At 70.5% G+C, this 19,958-nt stretch carries 18 protein-coding genes and 1 pseudogene; 7 read left to right on the top strand and 12 right to left on the bottom strand.

The genetic code is table 11. The features are described from left to right. Positions 1 to 37 precede the first annotated feature (37 nt). From ACIHFE_RS12725 to ACIHFE_RS12715, 3 genes are all read left to right on the top strand, one after another. Positions 38 to 799 (top strand): GPP34 family phosphoprotein, encoded by a 762-nt coding sequence (locus ACIHFE_RS12725; protein ID WP_400105859.1) that lies wholly within the window; start codon positions 38 to 40, stop codon positions 797 to 799. A gap of 215 nt (positions 800 to 1,014) precedes the next feature. Then, positions 1,015 to 1,875, top strand: a complete 861-nt coding sequence (locus tag ACIHFE_RS12720; RefSeq protein WP_400106067.1) for a helix-turn-helix domain-containing protein — start codon at positions 1,015 to 1,017, stop codon at positions 1,873 to 1,875. A gap of 239 nt (positions 1,876 to 2,114) precedes the next feature. Next, positions 2,115 to 2,318, top strand: coding sequence for a DUF397 domain-containing protein (locus ACIHFE_RS12715; protein WP_400105858.1), 204 nt, complete (start codon positions 2,115 to 2,117; stop codon positions 2,316 to 2,318). A gap of 137 nt (positions 2,319 to 2,455) precedes the next feature. Here ACIHFE_RS12715 and ACIHFE_RS12710 read toward each other — a convergent pair whose 3' ends face one another. The 4 genes from ACIHFE_RS12710 to ACIHFE_RS12695 form a co-directional block, all read right to left on the bottom strand. Continuing rightward, positions 2,456 to 3,610 (bottom strand): ADP-ribosylglycohydrolase family protein, encoded by a 1,155-nt coding sequence (locus tag ACIHFE_RS12710; RefSeq protein ID WP_400105857.1) that lies wholly within the window; start codon positions 3,608 to 3,610, stop codon positions 2,456 to 2,458. Between the two features lie 49 nt (positions 3,611 to 3,659). Beyond that, positions 3,660 to 5,018 carry a hypothetical protein gene (locus ACIHFE_RS12705; RefSeq protein ID WP_400105856.1) on the bottom strand — a complete coding sequence of 453 codons (1,359 nt, stop codon included), beginning with the start codon at positions 5,016 to 5,018 and terminating at the stop codon, positions 3,660 to 3,662. A 75-nt stretch (positions 5,019 to 5,093) separates the two neighbouring features. Then, positions 5,094 to 7,712 (bottom strand): bifunctional FO biosynthesis protein CofGH, encoded by a 2,619-nt coding sequence (locus ACIHFE_RS12700; protein ID WP_400105855.1) that lies wholly within the window; start codon positions 7,710 to 7,712, stop codon positions 5,094 to 5,096. Between the two features lie 121 nt (positions 7,713 to 7,833). Next, entirely contained in the window at positions 7,834 to 8,691 is an 858-nt protein-coding gene (locus ACIHFE_RS12695) for a TIGR03619 family F420-dependent LLM class oxidoreductase (protein WP_400105854.1), read from the bottom strand. A gap of 174 nt (positions 8,692 to 8,865) precedes the next feature. On the opposite strand from ACIHFE_RS12695, the gene ACIHFE_RS12690 reads away from it, so the two are divergent. Further along, positions 8,866 to 10,362 carry a CehA/McbA family metallohydrolase gene (locus tag ACIHFE_RS12690; RefSeq protein ID WP_400105853.1) on the top strand — a complete coding sequence of 499 codons (1,497 nt, stop codon included), beginning with the start codon at positions 8,866 to 8,868 and terminating at the stop codon, positions 10,360 to 10,362. A gap of 9 nt (positions 10,363 to 10,371) precedes the next feature. Here ACIHFE_RS12690 and ACIHFE_RS12685 read toward each other — a convergent pair whose 3' ends face one another. The 3 genes and pseudogenes from ACIHFE_RS12685 to ACIHFE_RS12675 all read right to left on the bottom strand — a co-directional run. Beyond that, positions 10,372 to 11,559, bottom strand: coding sequence for a multicopper oxidase domain-containing protein (locus tag ACIHFE_RS12685; RefSeq protein WP_400105852.1), 1,188 nt, complete (start codon positions 11,557 to 11,559; stop codon positions 10,372 to 10,374). A gap of 42 nt (positions 11,560 to 11,601) precedes the next feature. Next, complete coding sequence (locus ACIHFE_RS12680) at positions 11,602 to 12,405, bottom strand: helix-turn-helix domain-containing protein (RefSeq protein ID WP_400105851.1); 804 nt, start codon at positions 12,403 to 12,405, stop codon at positions 11,602 to 11,604. Between the two features lie 264 nt (positions 12,406 to 12,669). Further along, positions 12,670 to 12,947 (bottom strand): annotated as a pseudogene (locus tag ACIHFE_RS12675) (GNAT family N-acetyltransferase); the annotation flags it as partial. Positions 12,948 to 12,967: 20 nt separating this feature from the next. On the opposite strand from ACIHFE_RS12675, the gene ACIHFE_RS12670 reads away from it, so the two are divergent. Continuing rightward, on the top strand, positions 12,968 to 13,489 hold the full coding sequence (locus tag ACIHFE_RS12670) for an NAD-dependent epimerase/dehydratase family protein (RefSeq protein ID WP_400105850.1): 522 nt from the start codon (positions 12,968 to 12,970) through the stop codon (positions 13,487 to 13,489). A 7-nt stretch (positions 13,490 to 13,496) separates the two neighbouring features. Here the strand turns inward: ACIHFE_RS12670 and ACIHFE_RS12665 are convergent, their stop codons facing one another. Next, a complete protein-coding gene (locus ACIHFE_RS12665) occupies positions 13,497 to 14,372 on the bottom strand; it encodes a glycosyltransferase family 2 protein (protein ID WP_400105849.1) in 876 nt (291 codons plus the stop codon). A gap of 36 nt (positions 14,373 to 14,408) precedes the next feature. On the opposite strand from ACIHFE_RS12665, the gene ACIHFE_RS12660 reads away from it, so the two are divergent. After that, on the top strand, positions 14,409 to 14,894 hold the full coding sequence (locus tag ACIHFE_RS12660; RefSeq protein ID WP_400105848.1) for an NUDIX domain-containing protein: 486 nt from the start codon (positions 14,409 to 14,411) through the stop codon (positions 14,892 to 14,894). 137 nt (positions 14,895 to 15,031) lie between these two features. Here ACIHFE_RS12660 and ACIHFE_RS12655 read toward each other — a convergent pair whose 3' ends face one another. The 3 genes from ACIHFE_RS12655 to ACIHFE_RS12645 are packed head-to-tail and all read right to left on the bottom strand — an operon-like array spanning position 15,032 to position 17,491. Beyond that, complete coding sequence (locus ACIHFE_RS12655) at positions 15,032 to 15,778, bottom strand: AraC family transcriptional regulator (protein ID WP_400105847.1); 747 nt, start codon at positions 15,776 to 15,778, stop codon at positions 15,032 to 15,034. Beyond that, on the bottom strand, positions 15,775 to 15,969 hold the full coding sequence (locus ACIHFE_RS12650; protein WP_400105846.1) for a hypothetical protein: 195 nt from the start codon (positions 15,967 to 15,969) through the stop codon (positions 15,775 to 15,777). Before ACIHFE_RS12650 ends, ACIHFE_RS12655 begins: the two co-directional genes overlap by 4 nt. Next, the gene (locus ACIHFE_RS12645) at positions 15,959 to 17,491 is read right to left on the bottom strand and encodes an APC family permease (protein ID WP_400105845.1); all 1,533 of its coding nucleotides are present in this window, start codon (positions 17,489 to 17,491) and stop codon (positions 15,959 to 15,961) included. Before ACIHFE_RS12645 ends, ACIHFE_RS12650 begins: the two co-directional genes overlap by 11 nt. A gap of 278 nt (positions 17,492 to 17,769) precedes the next feature. Between ACIHFE_RS12645 and ACIHFE_RS12640 the strand changes: the two genes are divergently transcribed. Beyond that, positions 17,770 to 18,186, top strand: coding sequence for a nuclear transport factor 2 family protein (locus tag ACIHFE_RS12640; protein ID WP_400105844.1), 417 nt, complete (start codon positions 17,770 to 17,772; stop codon positions 18,184 to 18,186). Here ACIHFE_RS12640 and ACIHFE_RS12635 read toward each other — a convergent pair. After that, positions 18,147 to 19,934 carry an amidohydrolase family protein gene (locus ACIHFE_RS12635; RefSeq protein ID WP_400105843.1) on the bottom strand — a complete coding sequence of 596 codons (1,788 nt, stop codon included), beginning with the start codon at positions 19,932 to 19,934 and terminating at the stop codon, positions 18,147 to 18,149. The two genes, ACIHFE_RS12640 and ACIHFE_RS12635, sit on opposite strands and share 40 nt — an antisense overlap. Between the last annotated feature and the right edge of the window lie 24 nt (positions 19,935 to 19,958).

Genomic DNA, 19,958 nt, shown 5'->3' with positions numbered 1-19,958 from the left:
GGGTCACCCTGTCACTCATCCACGCGGGGAGGCATGGATGGGCAGGAGCCGCAGAACAATTCCGGAGGAGCTTCTGCTGCTCGCCCTGGACCCGGCAACGGGTACCACGGCGCAGCCGCAGTCGCTTGACCTCGGTCTTGCCGGAGCGCAGCTAGTGGAGCTGGCTCTGGCCGGACGGATAGCCCCTGACGGGGATCGTATCGCCGTGGTGATGCCACGGCCCACAGGAGATCCGACCCTGGACACCGCACTGGAGTTGCTGCGCCGCCGCGGCAGCCCGGTACGGGCCGTGCACTGGATCGGCGGACCCCGGCTGGGGCTGCGTCAGACCTATCTCACACACCTGGAGCGCTGCGGCATGGTGCATGCCGTGGCGGGCCAGATGTGCGGGGTGCTGCCGACCACCCGGTACCAGGCGACGGACACGGCCATCAGCCGGGAGATCAGGGCCCGGCTGGACACCGCGATCCGCACCGGAGTGCCACCGGACCCGCGGACCGCGGCCCTGGCCGCGCTGGCCCACGCGGTGGGACTCGGCAAGCACCTCTACCCCGGCAATGAGGGGCGGTCCTCGCGGTCCAGGCTGCGGGACCTGATCCGGCACGACCCGATGGGCGGACTGGTCGCCCACGCGGTACTGGACGTACAGAACGGCGTGGCGGCGCAGCCCCGCCGGGCCCCCGCCGTGGCGGGCGGCGGCCCCGGCCGCCGGACGGCGGGCGTCCGTGGCGCGGTGGCACCTGCCGAAACCGTTCCGCACCGCACCGGAGGGGTCATGGCCCGCGCCGGCGTCTCATGAGCCGGTACGGCCGGACGGCACCCAGGTCTCCGTAGGCGTACGGGGCGGTGGTCCCGGGCCGCCAGGGATGGCGGCACGGACCGCCGCCCCGTACGCGTGTGCGCACCCCGCTCCGGGAACGGATCCGGTGTGACCATTTCCCAGCGCCGCCCCGACCGGTGGTGGCAGGCTGCGGGAGCAGGAGAAGCAGCATGACGGAGCCGGAGGTGCGTCCCGTGGCGTCCAGTGTCAACCCCACCGTAAGGCGGCGCCGATTGGGGCAGGAGCTGCGCAAGCTCCGTGAACTCAAAGGCATGACGGCCGAGGAGGTCGCGGAACGGCTACTGGTCTCCCAGTCGAAGATCAGCCGGCTGGAGAACGGCCGCCGCAGCATCAGCCAGCGCGATGTCCGCGATCTGTGCGGGGTGTACGGGGTCGAGGACCACCGGATCGTCGATTCGCTGATGCAGATGGCCAAGGAGTCGCGCCAGCAGGGCTGGTGGCATGCCTTCGGGGACATCCCCTACAGCGTCTATATCGGCCTGGAGACCGACGCCTCCTCGCTGCGCATCTATGAAGCCTCGCTGGTGCCGGGGCTGTTGCAGACCCAGGGCTATGCCGGCGCGGTGACCGAGGGCTCCTGGCCGGAGGCCACCGCCGCCGAGGTGGAGCGGCGGGTGCAGGTCCGGATGCGCCGCCAGGAGCGGATCACCGACCCGGACAACCCGCTGCGGCTGTGGGCGGTGATCGACGAGTCGGCGCTGCGCCGGATCGTGGGCAACCGCTCGGTGATGTGCGAACAGCTGGAGCATCTGGTGGAGTTCAGCCTGCGGCCGCATATCACCGTGCAGGTGCTGCCCTATGACGTGGGCGCGCATCCGGGGATGTACGGCAAGTTCTGCATCCTGGAGTTCCAGGACCCGCAGGACGCCAGCACGGTCTACCTGGAGGGCATCACCAGCGACCTCTATCTGGAGAAGCCCAATGACGTCCAGGCGTACAGCGTGATGTACGAGCATTTGCGGATGCAGGCCCTCAACGCCGAGCACTCCCGGCAGTTCATGCTCGGGATCGCCGACGAGTACCGGGACAGCTGATCCCAACTCCGCTGCCGCCTGGGCGAGTTGTCCCGAGTGCCGGGGTTGCCCACATCCGCTGATCGCGAAGGCGGAACGGTACACCGGGGTCCACCTCGGAGGGAAGGGAGTGACCGGACAAGCCATCCGGTCGGGTGAACGACCAGTTCAGGCACCGATGTTGGCGCGTAACGTCAATCGCACTTCGGGAAACCGGCGTTGTGAATCTGACAGACAGCACTACAGGCATCGGAGCGATCATGGCCATTCAGCAGGGAAACACCTCTTGGCGGAAGTCCTCTTACTCGCTGGCGCACGGCGACTGCGTGGAGGTTGCCTCCCCTCTTCCGCAGGCCATCGCGGTCCGCGACTCCAAGGCCCCACGGGGGAACGCTCTTGCCTTCTCCCCCGCGGCCTGGACCTCCTTCGTGACCACGGTGGCGGACGAGGACCGCACCCGCTGACCCCATCCTGACGACTGGCACCACGGGAACCGACCCTTTGGCCCAGCCGGACGATCCCCTACCGAGCCACCCCCCACCGTGAACCCCCTCGCCCGGCGAGGGGGTTCACGCATCGGCCGCGGTCCGGCCGCCGGGGGTCAGCTCCTCGGGTAGCGCGCCAGCCAGGCCGCCGAGGTGTCCAACGGGCCGTGCAGCGAGGGCCCCTGGGTCAGTTCCATGGCGAAGTCATCGGCCAGTTCCAGGATGGTGGCCCGTCCCTCCAGCTCCGCCAGCCAGCCCGCCGGCAGCGCCGTCTCCCCGTGCAGCGCGCCCAGCAGATTGCCACAGAGCGAACCGGTGGAGTCGGAGTCCCCGCCGTGGTTCACGGCGAGCAGCAGGCCATGCTGTACATCCTCGGCCACCAGCGCGCAGTACACACCCATGGCCAGGGCCTCCTCGGCCACCCAGCCCTGCCCCAGCGACTCCACCCGCTCCGGGGTGGGCAGCCCCTGCCGCACGGTGGTCAGCGCCTGGCGCAGCGCCTCGGTGGTCTCCTCATGGCCGGGGCGGGTGGCGAGCAGGGCCATCGCCTCGCGCACCGCGGACGGCAGGTCCTCGCCCCGCACCAGGAAGTGCACCACGGCGGCGAAGGCCCCGGCCGACAGGGCGCCGGTGGGGTGGCCATGGGTCAACACCGCGCACTCCACGGCCAGTTGGAATACCTGCTCGGGCTCCCAGCCGGCCAGCAGGCCGAAGGGTGCGGAGCGCATCACCGCCCCGCACCCCTTGGAGCGCGGGTTCCTGGGGTCCTGGAGGGTGCCCATCCGCTCGTCGGCCAGGCCGGAGAGGCATGCCTCGCCGGGTGCCCGCCGGGCGTAGAGCCACTCCTCGCGGGCCAGCCAGCCGGTGTCCGGCTCCCGCTCGTCCGGGCCCCAGTCGCGCTGGGTGGCGGCCCAGCGCAGATAGGCGCGGTGCACCTCGGCCGCCGGGTGCCAGGCTCCGGAGGGCTCCCGGCACACCTGGGCCCGTATCAGCCCCTCCGCCGTGAACAGGGTGAGCTGGGTGTCATCGGTGATCGCCCCGCGCCGGCCGTAGGCGCGCACATAGTCGCGTACGCCCTCCGGTCCGTGCTGGGAGCGGATCGCCGACAGGGACTCGAACTCGATGCCCGCGCCCAGCGCGTCACCGATCGCCCCGCCGAGCAGACATCCGCGCACCCGGGCACGGAACTCCTGTTGTTGCGCCCGGCCCCACAGTGGGGACCCCGTACCGGCGGTGGTGGTCACTTCCAGCCTCCCGGCTTCCGACTTCATTCGGCTATCGGTCGGCTCAGCACTGTAATCGACCGGACTTGAGGCGGACTCAGCTCTTGGCCGGGTGGACGGTGTTCATGATCTCGTCGATCTTGGCCTCCGTGAGGGCGTGGGGCACGCCCTGGTCGGCGTAGATGACCCAGCCATGGAAGGTCCCATTGGGCAGCTTCTGCGCGATGGTCTTGACGATCGCGGTGGGCGGCACACAGGGGCTGGGCCGGTGGGTCACGACGACCTTGGCGGTGGCGGTGTAGCCCTCGATGCCATTGTGCTTCCACGGCGTCGCCTGGCCGACCTCGATCTTGGGCTTGGTGGCACCGGTGCCGCCATAGGCCATCACACCCCAGTTGCCCGCCCAGTTACGGGCGTTGCTCTGCAGGGTTCCCTCCCGGCCGCCGCCGGTGACGCCGATGGTGGCCAGCTGGCCCTTGCCCGCCTCACCGATGGCGTCGGGGTTGGGGGACGAAGCGCAGCCGCCCTCCCAGTAGTTGGTGGTGCCGCGCATGGCGACCACGGGCTTGCCGTTCTCGTTGTAGGAGAGCATCGTCTCGGTCGGGAGGACCTGCCACTTGTCCGCCTTGCCGGGTACGGCGTAGCCGAAGCCGTGCGCGTCATTGGTCTGCGGCTGCCAGCCGGCCGGGAGAGCGGCCTGCTGTCCCTGCGGATTGCCCGGCTGGTCCTGCCCCTTCGGCTGCCCGGAGGGCTGCGCCGGAGCGCTGGCCACCGTGCTCTTGCCGTCCGCCTTCTTGTCGTCCTTCTTGTCGCCGCCCTTGAGCGCGTAGAAGACACCGCCGCCGATCACGGCCAGCGCCACCACTCCGCCGACGGCGGCCAGCCAGGTGCGGCTCCTGGGCCGCCCGGACCCGGATCCATTGCCGCCGCCGGCCGGCATCCCGGGCATGTACTGCCCCGCACCGGGCGGGGGTACGGGCGCGCCACCCGCGTACGGCGCACCGGGCGCACCCGGATGTCCGGCACCGGGCATCCCCGGGCCGGCCGGCGATATCGGCGCCCCGCCCACCATCGTCGGGGCCGCCGCCATGGCGGCGCCGGGCGGCGGTACGGGCGACCCACCCGGCGCTCCCGGCGCACCCGGAGGCGGCACCGGAGCCCCGCCCACCATCGTCGGAGCCGCCGCGACACCCGCACCGGGCTGCTGCCCCCGAGCCCCGCCGGGAACGCCCGGCGCGGGCGGCGGCACCGGAGCGCCACCCGGCACTCCCGGCGCACCCGGAGGCGGCACCGGCGCGCCCGCACCCGCTCCGGGAACGGCCGGCTGGGCGAACATGGTGGGCTGGGCATGCCCCGAGCCCTCCGGCCCCCAGGTGGCCGGGGGACCGAAGCCACCCGGCGGCTGCTGGTCCGGCTGCTGGGGCTGTGAGGGGTACTGCGGCTGGGGCGAAGACATGCGGGACACCTTATGCAGTAACTGTCGCGGTCCCATCGGCGGTCCGCGACAGAACCGCAACAGCGGAGGTGCGGATCAGTCCCCCACTACGTCCCGCACCACATCCCCCACCACCGGCAGCAGCCGCGGCAGATGCCCGTCCGAGGCCAGCGCCGCCTGCTGCCGCTCGGCCGGTACCGGACCGTAGAGGGTGGTGCGCGCCCGGGCCGGGCGGCCCGCCGTCTCGGCGATGCCCACCAGGTCCCGGATGGACCGGTAGGAGCCGTAGGAGGAGCCCGCCATCCGGGAGATGGTCTCCTCCATCAGCGTCCCACCCAGGTCATTGGCGCCCGAGCGCAGCATCTCCGCCGCCCCCTCGGCGCCCAGTTTCACCCAGCTGGTCTGGATATTGGTGATGTGCGGGTGGAGCAGCAGCCGGGCCATGGCCGTCACCGCCCGGTTGTCCCGCATGGTCGGTCCGGGCCGGGCGATCCCGGCCAGATAGACCGGGGCGTTGGTGTGGATAAACGGCAGCGTGACGAACTCGGTGAAACCGCCCGTCTCCTGCTGGATTTCCGCGAGCGTCCGCAAATGCCCCAGCCAGTGCCGGGGCTGGTCCACATGCCCGTACATCATGGTGGAGGAGGAGCGGATCCCCAGCTCATGGGCGGTCTTGATGACCTCCACCCAGGTGGCGGTGGGCAGTTTGCCCTTGGTGAGCACCCAGCGCACCTCGTCATCCAGGATCTCCGCCGCGGTGCCCGGGATGGAGTCAAGTCCCGCCTCCTTGGCGGCGGTCAGCCACTCGCGGAGCGAAAGCCCGGTCCGGGTGGCGCCGTTGACCACCTCCATCGGCGAGAAGGCGTGGACATGCATGCCCGGCACCCGCTCCTTCACCGCCCGTGCGATATCGAAGTAGGCCGTACCCGGCAGATCCGGATGAATGCCACCCTGCATACACACCTCCACCGCGCCCACCTCCCAGGCCTGTTGGGCCCGGTCGGCGACCTGGGACAGCGAGAGGGTGTAGGCATCGGCGTCGGTGCGCCGCTGGGCGAAGGCGCAGAACCGGCAGCCGGTGTAGCAGACATTGGTGAAGTTGATGTTCCGGGTGACGATATAGGTCACATCCTCCCCGACCACCGCCCGCCGCAGCTCATCCGCGATCCGGCACAGCGCGTCCAGCGCCGGCCCGTCCGCGTGCAGCAGGGTCAGCGCCTGGGCGTCGGTCAGCCGGGTCGGGTCATCGGCCGCCTGGGACAGGGCACTTCGCACATCCCCGTCGATACGCTCCGGCGCCATCCCGGGCGCCGCCGCCTCCCGCAGCGCCTCCCAGTCCCCGTACACCTCGTCGAAGTCCGCGCGCCGGTCGGCGGTGCGGCCCTCGCTGTCGATGGTGCGGTGCAGCTCGGTACGGCCGCCGGCGGTGAACACCTCCTCCGGCTCCTGCCAGGGCAGTCCGCGCACCTCGGCGTCCTCCCGGGCCAGCCCGCTCTCCGGGTCGGCCAGCGCCCGGACATGGGGCAGCAGCCGGGGGTCCAGCCAGGGCTCACCGCGCTGGACGAACTCCGGGTAGACCGCCAGCCGTTCCCGCAGCGCGAACCCGGCCGCCGCGGACTGCTCGGCCAGCTTGTCGATCTGCGGCCAGGGCCGCTCGGGGTTGACATGGTCCGGGGTGACCGGCGAGACCCCGCCCCAGTCGTCGATCCCGGCACCGATCAGCCGGGTGTACTCCCCGTCCACCAGGTTCGGCGGCGCCTGGATACAGGCGGACGGGCCCAGGATGTGCCGGGCCACCGCCACGGTGGCCACCAGGTCGTCCAGTTCCGCGTCCGGCATCCCCCGCATCGCGGTGTCCGGCTTGGCGCGGAAGTTCTGCATGATGACTTCCTGGATGCCGTGGTACGCCCGGGACACCCGGCGCAGCGCGAACAGCGACTCGGCGCGCTCCTCGGCCGTCTCCCCGATGCCGATCAGCAGCCCGCTGGTGAACGGCACCGAGCTGCGCCCGGCGTCCTCCAGCACCCGCAGCCGGACGGCCGGTTCCTTGTCGGGCGAGCCATAGTGCGGGCCGCCCGGCTCGCTCCACAGCCGCTCTGCGGTGGTCTCCAGCATCATGCCCATGGAGGGGGCGACGGGCTTCAGCCGCTGGAAGTCCGTCCAGCTCATGGCGCCGGGGTTGAGGTGCGGCAGCAGCCCGGTCTCCTCCAGGATGCGGATGGCCATGGCCCGCACATAGGCGATGGTGTCGTCGTACCCCTCGGCCTCCAGCCACTCCCGCGCCTCGGGCCACCGGTCCTCGGGCCGGTCCCCCAGCGTGATCAGGGCTTCCTTGCAGCCCAGTTCGGCCCCGCGCCGGGCGATGGCCAGCACCTCGTCGGGGGACATAAACATCCCGTGGCCCGCCCGGCGCAGCTTGCCGGGCACGGTGGCGAAGGTGCAGTAGTGGCACTTGTCACGGCAGAGCCGGGTGAGCGGGATAAAGACGCTGCGCGAGTAGGTGATGACGCCGGGCCGCCCGGCCGCCGCCAGCCCCGCGTCCCGCACCCGGGCCGCCGAGGCACACAGCTCGGTCAGATCGTCACCGCGCGCCTGGAGCAGGACGGCCGCCTCGGCAACGTCCAACGCGACGCCGTCGCGGGCCCGTTTGAGGGCCCGGCGCATGGCGTTGGCCGTGGGTGCCGTGGCTTCGGGTCGTTGCACGCTCCAAGTCATTCCCCGAGCATACGAGCGAGTAGCTTGGCCGCCCTCGGCCGCCCTCGGCCGAGTTCCGCGCGCCGCCCCCGGATTCCGCTTGCCCCGCAGGAACTCCAAGCTCCGCCGGAACTCCGCCCGCTCACAGGAATTCCGCATGGGCGTCCAGCGCCCGCAGCACCTCGTCCTCCGATGCCGTGGGCAGCCCGACCACGACCTCCTCGATGCCCAGGTTCCCGTAGTGCGCCAGCTTTCCCGCCGAGGGGTGCACCGCGTAGGGGACCACCTCCGGCTCGCCGGGCCGGCCGGCCGCCGCCCAGGCCTCCCGCAGCCGGGGCAGCTGCTCGGTCAGCCCGCTGCCCCCGACCGGCATCCAGCCGTCCGCGTACTCGGCGATATGCGCGAACAGGCCGGGCCCCGCGGAGCCGCCGATCAGGGTACGCGGCCCGGTCAGCGGCTCGGCGCCCTTGCGCTCCCGGGGCCGCTGCACCGGCTTGGGATGGGCCCAACTGGCCTGCACCGAGCCGAACTCGCCCTGGTACGCGGTGGGTTCATCGGCCCATAGGGCCCGCATCAGCGCCACCCGGTCCCGCACCAGCCGCCGCCGGGAGGACCACTCCACGCCATGGTCGGCGGCCTCCTCCACATTCCAGCCGTAGCCGATGCCAAAGGTGAACCGGCCGCCGCTCAGCGAGTCCAGCGTGGCCACCTGCTTGGCCAGCACGATCGGGTCGTGCTGGGCCACCAGCGCCACTCCGGTCCCCAGGGTGATCCGGTGGGTGACCGCCGCGGCCTGGGCCAGGGCGACCATCGGGTCCAGCGCCCGCCCGTACTCCGGCGGCAGCGGATCCCCGGTCGGCGCCGGGGTCTCCCGGCTGACCGGGATATGGGTGTGCTGCGGCAGATAGAGACCGGCGTAGCCGCGCTGCTCCAGTTCGCGCGCCAGCCGTACCGGAGAGATGGTCTGGTCGGTGAGAAAGGTCGTGGTGGCGATGCGCATGCGCGAGGGCACCTCCGTGGTCGCGGGTGACCCACGGTAAGCCCTGTCCGCGGGCCGTGGGCAGGATGTGGATCGGCCGACACACGACTGTCAACCTCCGTACCGTTCCGCTGCCCGCCAGCCGGGCGTACAACGGTCCCGACACCGAGACCACCGATGCGGTAGGAGGGCACCATGAACCGGCGCGATGTCCTGAAACTGACGGCCGCCGGCGGGGCGGCGAACGCACTGACCCTGGCTCCGGTCACCTTCGCCGGGCCCGAGGACTCCGCTCCGCAGGACACCCGGACCCGGACGGTCAGCGGCCGGCTGCCCGCCGGCGCCCCCGACTATGTCTACCTCCCGGTCGAAGTCCCGTCCGGCGTAAGGGAGATCGCCGTCGCCTACTCCTATGACAGACCCGAGGTGCCCGCCGGCACCCAGGGCAACGCCTGTGACATCGGTATCTTCGACGAGCGCGGCACCGGACTGGGCGGCGCCGGCTTCCGCGGCTGGTCCGGCGGTGCCCGCTCGGAGTTCAGCATCAGCGCGGAACAGGCCACCCCCGGCTATCTGGCCGGCCCGGTGCGCCCCGGCCGCTGGCATATCGTCCTGGGCCCCTACACCGTCGCCCCGCAGGGCCTGGCCTACCAGGTCACCATCACCCTCCGGCACGGCCCCGCCGGCCACACCCCGCACCCGGTCTACCCGCCGCAGCGGGCCCGCGGCCGGGGCCGCGCCTGGTACCGCGGGGACAGCCATCTGCACAGCGTCTACTCCGACGGCAAGCGCACCCCCGCCGAGATCGCCGCGGCCGCCCGGGCCGCCGGCCTCGACTGGATCGTCACCACCGAGCACAACACCACCTCCTCGCACGGCGCCTGGCAGGGCCTATGGGGTTCTGGTCCCGATGGCGAACTGCTGATCCTCACCGGCGAGGAGATCACCACCCGCAACGGTCATGTCCTGGCCCTGGCCACCGACCCCGGCGTCTTCATCGACTGGCGCTACCGCGCCCGCGAGCACTCCTTCGCCCGTTTCACCCGGGCCATCCACCGGGCGGGCGGGCTGGTGGTCCCCGCCCATCCGCACGCCACCTGCATCGGCTGCAACTGGAAGTTCGGCTTCGAGGGCGCGGACGCGGTGGAGGTCTGGAACGGCCCCTTCACCCCCGATGACGAGATCGCCATCGCCGCCTGGGACAACACCCTGGTCAGTGGCGCCCGTTGGCTGCCCGCCATGGGCAACAGCGATGCCCACCGCGAGCCCCAGGTGGTCGGTCTCCCCCAGACCGTCGTCCTGGCCGACGACCTCTCCCGCCCCGCCCTGCTCAACGCATTGCGCACCGGCCGCAGTTATCTGGCCGAGTCCGCCGCCATCAGCCTCTCCTTCCAGCTGACCGACGCCCATGGCGCCCACGCCGACATCGGCGGCCGGCTGCCCGCCGCCCCCGACTCCCCGGTGACCGCCCGGCTGACGGTGTCCGGCGCCGCCGGCTGCACCGCCTCCTTCATCACCGACCAGGGCACCCTGTTCACTGCCCCCGTCCCGGCCGACGGCAAGGTCGAATGGCGCACCACACCCGCGTACGCGTCCTATGTACGCACCGAGGTACGGCACCCCGCCACCACACCCGGCCTGCCGGGCCCCATGGCGGCACTGACCAACCCGGTATTCCTGGGCCGGACTTGACGGCCCTGGTCACACCACCTCATACCGCGTGATCATCCCATTCATCATGTGCCGGTCCACATGGCAGTGGAAGAGCCAGACCCCCGGATCGTCCGGGCGCATATCGGCGGTCACCACCGTCGCCGGAAGCACGCTCACCACATCCACCCGATGGCCGCGCACATTGACGGTATTGCCATGCCAGTGCGGGCTGTGCGCGTCCCGGTCGCCCAGGGTGAGCGAATACCAGCGGGTCAGCTGCCCCTGCCGGATGGTCAGCGCCGGATGCCTATCGGTCGTCTCCTCCGGGCCGTTGGCGAACATAAAGCCGTTGACGGACGGCTTCCGCAGCCCGGACCGGAATTCCTCCGAGGACATGTCCAGGTCCTCGTCCCCGAAGCGTTCGACATTGCGCCGCCGATAGGAACTCTGCCCCTCGTCGAACTCATTGAACAGCGCGAACACTTCACGGTCCACGCCCACCGGGGAGCCATCGGCACGTGCCGCGCCCCTGCGGCTGATCACAATCGGGCCGACCATCCCGGCGTGCATACCGGGTACGCCCATGTCCGTGCTGTGATCGTGGTACAGCCACGCCACCGACGAGGGGTCATCCGGCCCCGGCCCCGCCCGCTCGGGAACCGACCAGTTGTAGACATAGGTATCGCCCGGTCCCACGCTGTCGTCCCAGTGGTTGGTGGCATAGGAACCGTCGTTGCCCGGCGCACCCTCGTTCTGCTTGGTGTAGAAGACACCATGCGGATGGATCGAGGCCGGGAACGGGGTGTTGTTCCGGAACACCACCTGGATGGTGTCACCGACCTCGGCCCGGATCACCGGCCCCAGCAACCCCATGTACTCATCACCCTTGGGGCGGCAGACCTGCTTACGGAAGGTCTTATCCGTGTACTGCCGATAGACGGCCTTCTCAAAGACCGACCCCAGCAGATTGCCCCCCTGCCGGGTCATCGCCTCCTCCATGGCCGTAAAGGGCTTACCTGTGACCAGGTTGCGGCCCTGGGGGGCGTAATCCCAGGTCACCGTCTCCGCGGCGATGTAGTAGACCCGATTGACCGGCCGATGGCTCGATCGCGGGTTGGCGCTCGGCCCGGCCTCCCCCCGGATGGCAAGCGGCGAGGTGGCAGCGACCGCCCCGGCACCGAGGGCGGCCGCCCACCCTATGAAGCGGCGACGCGGATGGAAACTTTTAGCTATCACGCATTCACCGTAGGTCAGCATTACGGGGCCTCGCATGACGGATTAGGCCACCCTCGTCACAGCTTTCTCGCGGCATTCCCGGCAGAGCCCCGGCCCGGCCGCCCGGAAGGCCCGCTCACACCCATCACACGTCCGGAACGGCAATGGCCGCTCGACCTCTTGCACCGGCTCCCGCACCAGCCCCGCCGGCAGCATGGGCGGCAGCCAGTTGACCAGCCGATAGCCCAACAGCCGTGCGGGCCAGGAGATCAGCCCCGGTGGCAGGTCGGCGGTCAGCGTCCGCACGATCTGCCGCACCCCCACCTCCCGGTCCAGCCAGGCCCGCACCCGGGGCGACAGCCTCCGCACATCCTTCTCCGACAGCACCAGCCGCGGATCCAGCCGCCGCAGCCCCGCCAGCAGCGCCCCCGCTTCCTCATCCACCGGCGGCAGCGGCTCCGCCACGACCCGCTCCCGTAGGCGCACCGGCCGCCGCTTCACCAGGTCAACGGGCTGCCCCGGCCGCTCGTACCACCGCGTCACGGTCACAATCCGCCCGCTCTCCGTCCGCACCCGCTTCCGCTCCAGATACCCGGCCTTCTCCAGCTCCCGGAGCCCCCGAGCGATCGCGATCTCCCCCTCCCGGAACCGGCGCGCCAGGTCCTTGATCCCGATCAGCGCACCGTCGGGCAGTGACTGCACATACACGGCGATCCCGATCGCGACCAGCGAGAGGTCGGCGTGCTGGGCGAGGTGGTTGCCCACCACGGTGAACTTCTCGGTGTGCCGGTGGCGGATGTGCATGACTCCGGCGGGCGAAGCGGCGGCGCGGACGCGCGGTGGAGCGTTAAACTGCTCGGCAGTCATGGGGAAGTGGTTCCTTCCTCGATGATCAGGCCCTCGATCGGGATCGTGACTCCCGGCCGGGGGCCGTCGTCATGTCTAGGGATGGGTCGGTGGGGCGACGCTATCGCGCTTCCCAACTCGCTTGCCAGGTACGTCACCTGAAGGGGTGAAGATGGGAGGTTGGGAGGGTATTGGTTTCTTTCCCACATCCTTAACGGGGCGTCGGGGAGGGCGAGTTCGCGGCGGACCGCGTCGCGCAAACCTCGATCCGTCCGGCGCACAGCTTCAGTCAGGAAGAGGAAGGCCGGCAAGCATGACCGCGTACACCGGCGAGTCGGGAAACGGCTGACGCTCGCCGACCTTCCGGTACCCCCATGACTCGTAAAGCGTTTGCACCTTGGGGTGGTTGACATCCACCAGAAGCGCTGCGAGGTCGTCGTCCCCCGCGTCAGCTCCGGCACCGGATCCAGGTGCTCCCGCCACCATTCACGGTCCGGCTTGGCGGTGGCCCCGTACGTGTAGCCGATCGGCTCGGAGTCGTCGTAGCCGATCACGGAGGGGAATGGTGAAGATCACCATGCCCATGGAGGCCGCCCAGGTCTCGTATGCCGTGGTGCGGTACTTCAGCGTCTACGGCGAACCCCAGACCGTGAAGCAGGGTTCTCACTCATGGGTGGTCGCATGGCTGGCCATGCGCGCCAGCCTTGGCCTGCCGCTTGAACTCAACGGGGGCGGCTACCAGGTGCGGGACTTCGTTCACGTCGACGACATCGCGGAGGGCACGATCCGCGCACTGATCGCCCCTGGTGCCGACGGCCAGGTGGTGAACATCGGCACCGGACGGCCGACGACGATCCGTAGCATCGCCGACCGCATCCTGATGCACTACCCGGAGGCCGCGTTGGTCGAGCGACCGTTGCCGTCCGGGGATCCGATGGGCGGGTACGCGGACACACGTCGCATGCGTCGTGCCCTCGGATGGAAGCCGCAGGTCACCATGGAGGACGGCGTGGACCGCTATGTGAAGTGGATCAACGAGCGGCCGGAAGCCACACCGGAGTGGATGCGGCAGCCGGCCGGGGCGTCCAGTCTCCGGGCGGTGTGAACCCGGGTTAGATGATCGGCGGGCGGCCCAGCCTGGTCATGTGCCACACAGTGGCCCATCTGATCGGCCGGCGCCGTCCGCACGGCGTTCTGGCGCCCTCCATGAACCCGCCGGCCCATGCCTTGAGCCCGCCAAGAGACCGGCTCCGGACGAGGGTGAGCAGGGTCCACACACCGAGGTAGACAGGGACCAGGACAGCGGGAAGATGGCGCTTGGCCAGCCAGACGCGGTTGCGGGCGACCATCCGGTGATAGACCGCGTGGCGGGTGGGCAGGGTGCGCGGGTGCTGGAGGACGAGGCCGGGTTCGTAGAGGATCTTCCATCCGGCGTCGAGGGCCCGCCAGGCGAGGTCTGTCTCCTCGTGCGCGTAGAAGAACTCCTCGGGCCAGCCGCCCACTTGTTCCAACATTGGCATCGAGAGCGCGTGGCCGCCGCCGAGGAACGTGGTCACCAGCCCCCTGCGCATCGGGTCTCCTGCCCGCAGGCGCGGAACGTGGCGCCGCTGGGTGTGCCCCGTCTCGTCGGCGATCCGGAAGCTGACGATACCCAGCCGGTCGTCCTGCTGGTACAGCTCCTGGATCCGGCCGAAAACCTCGGGGCTGATCAACAGCCCGTCGTCGTCCAGGTCCACCACCACATCGACGTCCCCGAACTCTTGCAGGGCCCGCAGGGCGACGTTACGGCCACCGGAGACGCCCAGGTTTTCGCCCAGCTCCACTGTGGTCACGCCGTCGGGCAGCGGTGGCAGGGGAGAGCCGTTGCCGACGACCACGACGCGGGTGGGGGCGGCGTCCTGCTTGGCCACGGAGTCGAGGAGGGCTCGCAGCTCTTCGGGTCGGTTGCCCATCGTCAAGATGGCGACGCCTACGCGCGGGTGACGCATGGGTGAACGCTCCCTCCACCGCCGGATCGTTCCGCGATGCTAGCGGTTCGCAGCCAACCCACCCGGGCGGAGGAGAGCGTGGTCAGTCAGGAACCGATGGGCACGGCAGCAGTGATCACCAACGGGAGGGGTGACTACCTGCTGCACCTGCGGGACAACATCCCGGGCATTTGCGATCCGGGAGCCTGGTCCCTCCTGGGCGGCGGCCGTGACAGCGACCAGGAGAGCCCAGCGGACGCCATTGCCCGAGAGCTGAAAGAAGAGGCCGGTCTCGCCCTGCCGGACCTCCGGGCGTATGCCGTGGTACCCGTACATGGGCCAGAAGGCGTCGGACGGATCACGGTGTTCGCCGGGCACTGGGAGGGTGACGCCGGAAAGCTTGCCGTCACCGAGGGCGTGATGGTCCACTGGTTTCCCGCGTCAATGCTGCCCCGGCTGGTCATGGCCCCATGGGCCCAAGCCGTGATCGAGCAGCACGAGCAGGAGCGGAACGGCGCTGTGGCTGATGTTCAGCCGGCCTGATGCAGCAGCTACCATCAACGGTGCCTTGCGCCCGGCGAGTTCACGGCGCAACGGGTCGCGGTCTGTCCCACGGTCTCGGCAGAACGTGCCGGCCGCAGCGGCCGCACACCATCGTCAACCCCTACTCGCGATAGCCCTCAGCCCCGCACCCCATACACCCCCGGCGTCTGCCCCAGCGCCCGCCGGAAGACGTCGATAAAGGCACTGCTGGACGCCCAGCCGCAGCGGTGGGCGACCGCGGTGACCGGGACGCCCTCGGCCAGCAGCCGCAGGGCGTGGTGCAGGCGCAGCTGGGTGCGCCACTGGGGGAAGGTCATGCCGAGTTCGGCCCGGCAGAGCCGGGTGAGGGTGCGGTCGCTGACGCCCGCCTGGGCGCCGAGCTGGGCCAGGGTGCGGTTGTCGGCGGGGTCGGCGTGCAGGGCGGCGCATACCGCCGCAAGCCGGGGGTCCTTGGCGGCCGGGATGTGCAGGGGCTGCTCGGCGGCTTCCTGGAGTTGGTCGAGCAGGACCGCGCGCAGGCGCAGGCGCTCGGGGGTGAGCGTGGCGGGCTGCCGGGTGTAGGCGAGGATCAGTTCGCGCAGCAGGGGGCCGACGCCGAGGACGGCGGGCCGGTGCAGGCGCAGGGGGTTGGCGGACACCGGCAGCCCGACCAGGTGCAACTCGGTCTCGCCATAGGCGCGATGCTCATGGACACAGCCGGCCGGAATCCAGATGGCCCGGTTGGCCGGGGCGACCCAGGTGCCCGCCCCGGTGGTGACCGACAGCACCCCGCGCCCCGGATAGGCGATCTGGTGCTCGTCATGCCGGTGGGCGTCAATGCCCGCACCGGCGGACAGCGGCCGCCGCCCGGTGACCGCCTGCGGCGTATGGCGGACGTGGGTCACTTCATGAAGTCGGGGATGTCGGCGAACTCATCATCGTCGTCCCCTTCATAGCCCGGGTCGCCCGGACGCAATCCAGTGCGCCTCATCAGATTCGGGCAGGGCGGATAGCCCTGCTCCCCCACAGGGAAAAGGAAGTTGGGGCCCGCATAGCCCCACCGCACCCTTGGCTCGGGATCCTGGTCATCCGCCACTCGGCAAGGGTACGTCGGGGCCTTCGGCACGGGCCACCACCGACCCCTCCCCCACCCGCACCTCGCCCCGGAAGAACCCCGGACTGCGCCACCGCATCACCTCCATCAGCACCGCACCCGCCGCCAGCAGCCCCACCCCGATGACAAAAACCGAGCCGACGCCGAAGACCGAACTCCCGGTCCCATAGCCGGGGTTCCACATGTCATGGAGCGTCTTGACGAAGACGGCGGCCAGCAACAGCCCGCCCAGCGCCGGGAGCAGGCCCTTGAACAGGGCGTCACGCACCGAGTGCCGCAGCCGGTGCCGGAAGAACCGGACACAGGCGAACGCCGTGATCGAGTAGTAGAAGCAGATCATCAAGCCCAGTGCATAGATGGTGTCGATGAGGACGTTCTCGCTCAGGAAGCTCATCGCCGCATAGAAGGCCCCCGTGGCCACCCCGGCCGCCACCGTCGCCCGGCCCGGCGAGCCAAAGCGCGGATGGACGCGGGCGAAGGACGGCGGCAGCGCCTGGTAGCTGCTCATCGCCAGCACCGTGCGGGCCACCGGCAGAAAGGTGGTCTGCAGACTGGCCGCGGCGGAGGCCAGTACGGCGACGAACAGCAGGGCGCCAAGTGCCCGCCCGAGTACCGGATCCGCCAGCGCGGCGAAGACATTGCCGGCGGTGTCGGGGTTGCCCAGGCCCATGCCCCGGGTGCCGACGCCCGCGTACCTCTGCGCGGCCACGGCCGTCAGCAGATAGGAGCCGATCAGCACCGCCATGGCCAGCAGCGCCGCCCGGCCCGGCGTCCGCGCACTGCCGGTCGTCTCCTCGTTGACGGTGAGGCAGGCGTCCCAGCCCCAGAACATAAAGATGGACAGGGAAAGCCCGGCGGTGAAGGAGGCGAAGGAGGGCACCGCAAAGGGGTTGAGCCAGCTCCAGGAGAAGTGGAGTGAGCCTGGACCTGACTTGGTCATGGCCATTCCCACGAATAGGGCCAGCACCAGGAGTTGCAGGGCCACCAGCGCGTACTGCACCCCCTTGGTGGCGGTCATGCCCCGGTAACTGACCACCGTGGCCAGCGCGATAAAGGCCAGGCAGGTCAGCACGTGAACGGTCCGGTCCTGGCCCAGTGCCGCGATGGAGTCACTGTTCAGCAGGTGGCTCAGCAGCAGGTAGCAGAAGGAGGTGGCGACCCCGGCGAGATTGGACAGCACGATGATGGTCGCGATCACCAGCCCCCAGCCGCACATCCAGCCGGTGCGCGGCCCAAAGGCCCGTACGCTCCAGGTGAAGGAGGTGCCGCAGTCGGGCATCGCCTGGTTCAACTCCCGGTAGGCGAAGGCGACCAGCAGCATGGGGAGGAACCCGGCCAGGAACACGGCGGGCATCCACACCCCGACCTGTCCGGCGGTCGGGCCGAGGGTGGAGGTCAGGCAGTAGACCGGGGCGACGGTGGAAATGCCGATGACCGCGCTGCCCAGCAGACCGACGGAGTTGTTCCGTAGTCCCTTGCCCGGCGCGCCCGTTGACTCAGCCATGACGGGAACGTTAGGTGCTGCTGTTTTCGCAGGCGGTGGATTGCGTTCCTGGGGCCAAGCCTTGAACTCATCGGCGACACAGCCCGATTGGCAGTGCGAAAATCGCAGCTCCGCCCCATATGTCCCGGTTCAAAAATTTCCCGCACTGATCGCGAATCGTGAACTCTGCATGCGCGGAACACGCCTTGGTCCACCCCGCACCCTGCGCTTGACTGTGATCAACCGAGGAAACGGACCGGAATGGAAACGGGCCGGAGCGAAACAGAACGGAGAACACCATGAACACCACCGACGCCAAGGCCGTCGTCCAGCGCTACTTCGACGCCCTGATAGCCGGCGAGCAGGATGTGGTCCGGGACTCCTGGGCCGAGGACGGCAGCGTCTGGTACCCCGGCAAGCTCCCGATCTCCGGCACCTGGCAGGGCCGGGACCAGGTGATCGACGGATTCCTGGCCACCGCCTGGGCCCACCTGGACCCGGAGAAGGAGGTCGGCATCAAGCTCACCAACCTCTTCGGCGAGGGCGAGCAGGTCTTCGCCGAGTGGCACTCCTGGGCCACCGGCAAGGCGACCGGACGGCCCTACGACCAGAAGAACGGCGCCGTCTTCACCGTCCGCGACGGCAAGATCGTGTCCATGCGGGAGTACGCGGACACTCAGAACTGGGCCTGGGCGCTGGTCGGCGACGCGTCCTGACCGCCCGCGCCGGTGGACACCGTCTCGGTGTCCCGCCCCGAGCGCAGCACCACCCCCGGCACCGCCCCGGTCAGCACATCGTGGCGCACTGTCTCCACCCCGTTGACCCGCACACTGACCACCCCCACCGCCCGGGAGTCCAGCCGGGCGGCGGCGCCGGGCAGATCGTGCACCAGGGTGGCGGCGCCGGCGTCGATCCGCAGCGGGTCGAACAGGACCAGGTCGGCCCACCAGCCCTTGGCGATCCGGCCCCGCTCCCGCAGGCCGAACAGCCGCGCCGGGTCGTCGGTGAGCATCCTTACCGCCTGCTCCAGCGGCACCAGCCGCCGCCCGCGCAGACAGTCGCCCAGGAAGCGGGTGGGATACGGCGCCCCGCACATCCGGTCCAGATGGGCCCCGGCGTCGGAGCCGCCCAGCAGGACGTCCGGGTGGTGCCAGGTGCGGCGGCGCAGCTCCCAGCTGGCGGGGTCGTTGTCGGTGGGCATCGGCCAGAGCACGGTGCGCAGTTCATCGGCGGCGCAGATCTCCACCAGACAGTCGAAGGGGTCCAGGCCGCGCTCGGCGGCGATATCGGCGACCACCCGGCCGGTCAGGCCGTCGTTCTCCTTGGCGTAGGTGTCGCCGATGACATAGCGCGCGAAGTCGGCCAACCGGCGGAAGACACCCGCCTCTTCACTGCGTGCCCGGCGTAACAGCTCCTGTTGCACGGCTGGTTGGCGCAGGCGGTCGATGCGCCGGGGAACGGGCAGGGCGAGGATTTCCCCCCAGCCCGGAATGAGGTTGAGGGCACAGAAGCTGCCCAGCGACATATTCATGGGGGTGAGGATCGGCATGGTCAGCGCGACCACCCGGCCGCCGTCCGCCCGGGCCCGTTCACCGGTGGCGAGCTGGTGGGCCACCGCCTCCGGCCGGGCGGCGTCAATGGTCAGCACATTCCAGTTGACCGGGCGCCCGGCGGCCGTGGACATCGCGGTGAGCAGCCGGGTCTCCTCATCGGTGAAGCGGCCCAGACAGCCGGGGACGATGGCCTCCAGCTGGGTGCCGGGGTGTTCGCCCACCACCCGGCACAGGGCCAGCAGCTCCTCGGGGCGGGCGTGCCGGGAGGCCACCGGGTTGCCGTCCCCGTCGGTGTGGGTGGTGGAGCGGGTGGTGGACAGACCCCAGGCGCCGGCCTCCAGCGCCTCGTGCAACCGGGTTTCCATGGCACGGAGTTGCTCGTCATCGGGAATGCCACCGAGCGCGGCCGGGCCCATGGCGTGGCGGCGCAGTGCGCAGTGTCCGGCCATAAAGCCGGCGTTGACGGCGGTCCGGCCGTCCAGCGCCGCCAGATAGTCGCCAAAGGAGGACCAGTCCCAGGGTGCGCCCTGTTCCAGCGCGGCCAGGGACATGCCCTCCACCTTGCTCATCATCCGCCGGGTGTAGTCGGCGTCGGCGGCCCGCAACGGGGCCAGCGAGAAACCGCAGTTGCCGCCGAGGACGGTGGTGACGCCATGGGCCATGGAGGGCGTGGCGTACGGATCCCAGAAGAGCTGGGCGTCGTAGTGGGTGTGCGGGTCGATGAAACCGGGGGCCAGGACCAGGCCATGGGCGTCCTCCTCGCTGCGGGCCCGCTCACCGATCCGTCCGGCCTTGACGGTGCCGGTGTCGATACTCGCTATCCGGCCGTCCCGGATGCCGACATCGGCGGTGTACGGGGACGATCCGGTGCCATCGACGACGGTGGCGCGGCGAATGAGATGGTCCAGCATCGGTCCGTCCTCTCGTGGCGAGGG

Source organism: Streptomyces sp. NPDC052396 (assembly GCF_044593195.1).
Lineage (GTDB): Bacteria > Actinomycetota > Actinomycetes > Streptomycetales > Streptomycetaceae > Streptomyces.
Note: the sequence above shows the minus strand (reverse complement) of the source record. Positions and strands in the feature narration are given on the sequence as shown.

Coding starts and splice junctions, on each gene's coding strand:
- ACIHFE_RS12705 (WP_400105856.1), bottom strand. CDS start 5,018: ATGTCTTCGCCCCAGCCGCAGTACCCCTCACAGCCCCAGCAGCCGGAC.
- ACIHFE_RS12710 (WP_400105857.1), bottom strand. CDS start 3,610: ATGAAGTCGGAAGCCGGGAGGCTGGAAGTGACCACCACCGCCGGTACG.
- ACIHFE_RS12640 (WP_400105844.1), top strand. CDS start 17,770: ATGAACACCACCGACGCCAAGGCCGTCGTCCAGCGCTACTTCGACGCC.
- ACIHFE_RS12690 (WP_400105853.1), top strand. CDS start 8,866: ATGAACCGGCGCGATGTCCTGAAACTGACGGCCGCCGGCGGGGCGGCG.
- ACIHFE_RS12700 (WP_400105855.1), bottom strand. CDS start 7,712: ATGACTTGGAGCGTGCAACGACCCGAAGCCACGGCACCCACGGCCAAC.
- ACIHFE_RS12725 (WP_400105859.1), top strand. CDS start 38: ATGGGCAGGAGCCGCAGAACAATTCCGGAGGAGCTTCTGCTGCTCGCC.
- ACIHFE_RS12715 (WP_400105858.1), top strand. CDS start 2,115: ATGGCCATTCAGCAGGGAAACACCTCTTGGCGGAAGTCCTCTTACTCG.
- ACIHFE_RS12695 (WP_400105854.1), bottom strand. CDS start 8,691: ATGCGCATCGCCACCACGACCTTTCTCACCGACCAGACCATCTCTCCG.
- ACIHFE_RS12660 (WP_400105848.1), top strand. CDS start 14,409: ATGCTAGCGGTTCGCAGCCAACCCACCCGGGCGGAGGAGAGCGTGGTC.
- ACIHFE_RS12635 (WP_400105843.1), bottom strand. CDS start 19,934: ATGCTGGACCATCTCATTCGCCGCGCCACCGTCGTCGATGGCACCGGA.
- ACIHFE_RS12645 (WP_400105845.1), bottom strand. CDS start 17,491: ATGGCTGAGTCAACGGGCGCGCCGGGCAAGGGACTACGGAACAACTCC.
- ACIHFE_RS12670 (WP_400105850.1), top strand. CDS start 12,968: ATGGAGGCCGCCCAGGTCTCGTATGCCGTGGTGCGGTACTTCAGCGTC.
- ACIHFE_RS12680 (WP_400105851.1), bottom strand. CDS start 12,405: ATGACTGCCGAGCAGTTTAACGCTCCACCGCGCGTCCGCGCCGCCGCT.
- ACIHFE_RS12665 (WP_400105849.1), bottom strand. CDS start 14,372: ATGCGTCACCCGCGCGTAGGCGTCGCCATCTTGACGATGGGCAACCGA.